Raw genomic sequence first — 4,720 nt, 5'->3', positions numbered from 1 at the left:
GAATCGATCTCGCGCCTGCCTGGCCTTGCCGCACAGCGTGTGGCCGGTCGTGCGCAGGTGATCAGCGTGCGCGGCCTGTCGCCGGATTTCGCCACCACCCTGCTCAACGGGCGTGAAGTGGTCAGCACCGGCGACAACCGCGGCGTCGAGTTCGACCAGTATCCGTCCGAGCTGGTCAACGGCGTGACCGTGTACAAGACCCCCGACGCAGCGCTGGTCGGCCAGGGCCTGTCGGGCACCATCGACATGCAGACTGCACGTCCGCTCAGCTTCCCCGACCGCGTCATCGCCGTCAGCGGCCGCTACCAGAAGAGTTCGTTGGGCCGCGCCGCCGACACCGACCCGTACGGCAACCGCTTCAGCGCCAGCTACATCGACCAGTTCCTGGACAAGACGCTCGGCATCGCGATCGGCTACGCGCACAGCGACATGCCGATCCAGGAAAACCAGGTGGGCCTGTACGAGCCGTGGACCACCGAGCACACCACCAACGGCAACCGCCCCGGTGTTGCCGCTGGCACCTACTTCACCGACGGCATCAAGGCGCTGCGCCGCACCGGCAACAACAAGCGCGACGGTGTGATGGCCACGATCCAGTTCCGGCCCAACAACGCTTGGACCAGCACCTTCGACGCGTTCCACACCGAAGCAGAGCAGATCGACACCGCCAACCAGTTCGAGCTCAACCTCAGCAACTACAACGGCAACTACACCCCGGGCCTGCTGGTCAGCAACCCGCAGGTCAACGCCAATGGCACCTTCACCGGTGGCACCGCCAGTGGCGTGTACCCGCTGGTACGCGGCATGTACAACAAGCGCAAGGACAAGATCGATGCGTTCGGCTGGAACAACGAGTTCACCTTCGGCAGCGTCAAGCTGGTCGCTGACCTGAACTATTCCAAGGCCACCCGCGACGAACTGAACCTGGAAAACAACCTGCAGCTGACCCCGATGCCGCAGCTGGATACGGTCGGTGTGCAGTTCCGCCAGGATGGCTTCTCGCAGATCAGCCCGGGCCTGAACTACTCCAACCCGGACGCGCTGTTCCTGACCAACACCATCTACGGTTCTGGTTACGGCAAGGTGCCGAAGGTGGAAGACCGCCTGAAGGGTGGCAAGCTGGCCGCGACCATCGCCCTGCCCGAAGCAATGGCGTCGTGGGCACCGGATCTGGATATCGGCGTGAACTATGCCGACCGCCGCAAGGTGAAGACCCAGTCCGAAGGCAACATCCTGCTGGGCGCGCAGGGCGATGCCAACATCGCATCGGATCTGCAGTACCGCCCGGTCAACCTCGGCTTCGCCGGCCTGGGCACCATCCCGGCCTGGAACGTGCCTGGCGCGGTCGGTCGCTACATGACCTTCAATCCGGTCGACAACCTGGACTACCTGATTCCCAAGTCGTGGACGGTGCAGGAAAAGATCACCACCGCCTGGGCGCGCCTGAACATCAACACCGACATCGGTGTGGTGGGCGTACGCGGCAATATCGGCGTGCAGATGCAGCACACCGACCAGAGCTCGGACTCGCGCTACTGGGACAGCTCGCAGGCGGCCGGCAACAACATCCAGCCCTACTCGGACGGCCGCAAGTACAACGACTGGCTGCCCAGCTTGAACCTGGCCTTCATGTTCCCGCATGAGCAGACCCTGCGTTTTGCCGCAGCCAAGCAGGTCGCGCGCCCGCGCGTGGACCAGATGCGCGCGGGCCTGGAGTTCGGCGTGGATACCGGTACCGGTCGCCCCGGCGGCAGTGGCGGCAACCCGTTGCTGGACCCGTGGCGCGCCACCGCACTGGACCTGTCCTACGAGAAGTACTTCGGCGAGAAGGCCTACGTGGCCGCCGCGATCTTCTACAAGGACCTGAAGAGCTACGTCTACACCCAGTCGGTGGACAACTACGACTTCACCGGCCTGCTGGGCGACTATGTGCCGCCGCCGGGCATGGTGGTGCCGGTGCTGCCGACCGGCACGTTCTCGACTCCGGTGAACGGCAAGGGCGGCACCCTGAAGGGCCTGGAGCTGACCGCGTCGTTCCCGCTGGAAATGCTGACCGACAGCCTGCGTGGCTTCGGCGTGCAGGCCAGCGCGACCTTCAACAAGAGCGACATCCAGATCCTGGATCCGGAAAGCGCGTCCAGCGTGGGCACCGACCCGATCAGCCTGCCCGGCCTGTCCAAGCGCGTGTACAACTTCACTGCCTACTACGAGCGTAGTGGCTTTGAAGCACGCGTGAGCCAGCGCCGCCGTTCGGACTTCATCGGCGAGATCGGCAACTTCAACGGCAACCGCACCCTGCGTTATGTCGTGGGCGAGAACGTGACCGATGCGCAGGTCAGCTATACCTTCAGCGACAGCAGCAGCCTGCGTGGGCTGACCCTGCTGCTGCAGGGAAGCAACCTGACCAACGAGCCGTACCGCACCTACGCCGGCACCAAGGATCGCCCGCTGGAGTACATCGAGTGGGGCCGCACCTACATGCTGGGCGTGAACTACAAGTTCTGAGGTAGCGCCGGGCCATGCCCGGCGACCCGGACTCGGTAGTGCCGGCCGCTGGCCGGCACCCAAGGGGAGCAGGACCGGAAACCCGCTGCGCAGGCAGCGGGTTTTCTTTTGTGCGCAACGCGTTGGCCAGTCAAGCGTGATCGGTACGGCCCCATCCACGCATGGCGTGGATCTACCCCGCCGCATCGCATCCATGCATGACGGGGATCCATCCTGCATACCCCCGGTAGATCCACGCCATGCGTGGATGTCCTGCACCGGAACCGCGCCCACAAAAAAGGGACGGGGCGCTTCGGCCCCGTCCCCGCAAGTACCGCCACCGGAGAAATTGGTCAGCTGCGTCGCGCGCAATACACCGCACGCGGCGGCAGCTGCAGTTCATTGCCCTGCACCGTCCCCGCATCCGGGCCCGGCACAGCCACCTGCTGCCAGTTGCCCGCCGGCAGCGGATGGCTCACCGCTTCGGCCGACAGGTTGAAGGCCAGCAGGAGAGTTTCATCTGCAAGCATACGCTCGAACAGCAGCACTGGCTCGGCACTGTCCAGGAACCGGATGTCACCGTGCAGCAGGGCCGGCTGGGTACGACGCCAGGYCAGGAAGCTGCGGAAGGCCGACAGCACCGAATGCGGATCCTGCGCCTGCACCGCCACGGCCGCCGCCTGGTGCTCGGCCGGGATCGGCAGCCACGGCTTGCCGGTGGTGAAGCCGGCCAGCGGCGCGTCGATCCACGGCAGCGGCGTGCGGCAGCCGTCGCGCCCCTTGAAGTTGGGCCAGAAGGTGATCCCATACGGGTCCTGCAGCGCCTCGAACGGCACTTCGGCCTCTGCCAGGCCCAGCTCCTCACCTTGGTACAGGCAGACCGAACCACGCAGTGAACACAGCAGCGCCACCAGCATCCGCGCCAGGCGAGGGTCGGCCGGATGGCCACCCCAGCGGCTGACCGCCCGCTCCACATCATGGTTGGACACCGCCCAGCACGGCCAGCCTTCGGTCATCGCCGCTTCCAGGCGCGAAACGGTGTCGCGGATGTAGGCCGCGCTGTAATCGTTGACCAGCAGCTCGAAGCTGTAGCCCATGTGCAGGCGGCCATCCTGGGTGTATTCGGCGGTGGTCGCCAGCGAATCCTCCGAGGAGATCTCGCCCAGGCTCACCGCCCCCGGGTACTCGTCCAGCAGGGCGCGCAGCTGCTCCAGGAACGGCAGGTTCTCCGGCTGGGTGTTGTTGTAATAGTGGTACTGGTAGGCGTACGGGTTGTCCGCGCTGAAGCCGCGGCCGACGCGCTTGTCGGCCGGCTTGGGCGGGTTGTCGCGCAGCTGCGCGTCATGGAAGCAGAAATTGATCGCATCCAGGCGGAAGCCATCCACACCCCGGTCCAGCCAGAAGCGCACGTTGTCCAGGGTCGCCTGCTGCACCTCCGGGTGGTGGAAATTCAGGTCCGGCTGGTCCACCAGGAAGTTGTGCAGGTAGTACTGCTCGCGGCGCGGCTCCCACTGCCAGGCACCGCCGCCGAACAGCGACAGCCAGTTGTTGGGGGGCGTGCCGTCTTCGCGCGGATCCACCCACACATACCAGTCCGCCTTCGGGTTGCTGCGGTCCTGGCGGCTCTCGCGGAACCAGGCGTGCTCGATCGAGGTGTGGCTGAGCACCTGGTCGATCATCACCTTCAGGCCCAGGCCGTGGGCCTTGGCCAGCAGCCGGTCGAAGTCGTCCAGGCTGCCGAACAGCGGATCGACATCGCGGTAGTCGGCGATGTCATAGCCGAAGTCGGCCATCGGCGATCGGAAGAACGGCGAGATCCAGATCGCATCCACGCCCAGCGCGGCGATATGGTCCAGGCGCTGGATGATGCCGGGCAGGTCGCCTACCCCGTCGCCGTTGGCGTCGAGGAAACTGCGCGGGTAGATCTGGTAGATGACGGCTCCGCGCCACCATGGATAGTGCGACATCGACAGCCCCCCTCCGGGCATGCGGGACCCGCTGGAAGCGGGCCGAAAACCAACTCCCGCAAGCTTAGCGGCGGCCCACGACGATGGCGCTGCCTGCATACGTATTCACGCCAGACGCCACGCCCGGTGGCGCGCGGCGGTGGCCTGGCCCCCGGTTTCCTCCCCAATTCACAGGCAACGCCTATAATCAGGGATGAGCCTGAAAGCCTGATCGCATGACCATCACTGAAGACACCCGTCCCGCCCTGGGCCTGTCCCAGATCCAGTCG

At 65.7% G+C, this 4,720-nt stretch carries 2 protein-coding genes; one reads left to right on the top strand and one right to left on the bottom strand.

All coding sequences use genetic code 11. The annotated features are described in order from the left end of the window. Nucleotides 1–2,505, top strand: a 2,505-nt coding sequence (locus tag AB4Y84_RS13610) for a TonB-dependent receptor (protein ID WP_442250284.1), incomplete at its 5' end; no start/stop codon positions are given. A gap of 332 nt (nt 2,506–2,837) precedes the next feature. On the opposite strand, the gene AB4Y84_RS13605 is transcribed toward AB4Y84_RS13610, so the two are convergent. After that, nucleotides 2,838–4,451 carry an alpha-glucosidase family protein gene (locus tag AB4Y84_RS13605; RefSeq protein WP_442250283.1) on the bottom strand — a complete coding sequence of 538 codons (1,614 nt, stop codon included), beginning with the start codon at nt 4,449–4,451 and terminating at the stop codon, nt 2,838–2,840. Between the last annotated feature and the right edge of the window lie 269 nt (nt 4,452–4,720).

The organism is Stenotrophomonas sp. 2YAF22 (assembly GCF_052114665.1).
GTDB classification, from domain to species: domain Bacteria; phylum Pseudomonadota; class Gammaproteobacteria; order Xanthomonadales; family Xanthomonadaceae; genus Stenotrophomonas; species Stenotrophomonas indicatrix.
The sequence above is the reverse complement of the archived record's forward strand: the minus strand, read 5'-3'. Positions and strand labels throughout refer to the sequence as shown.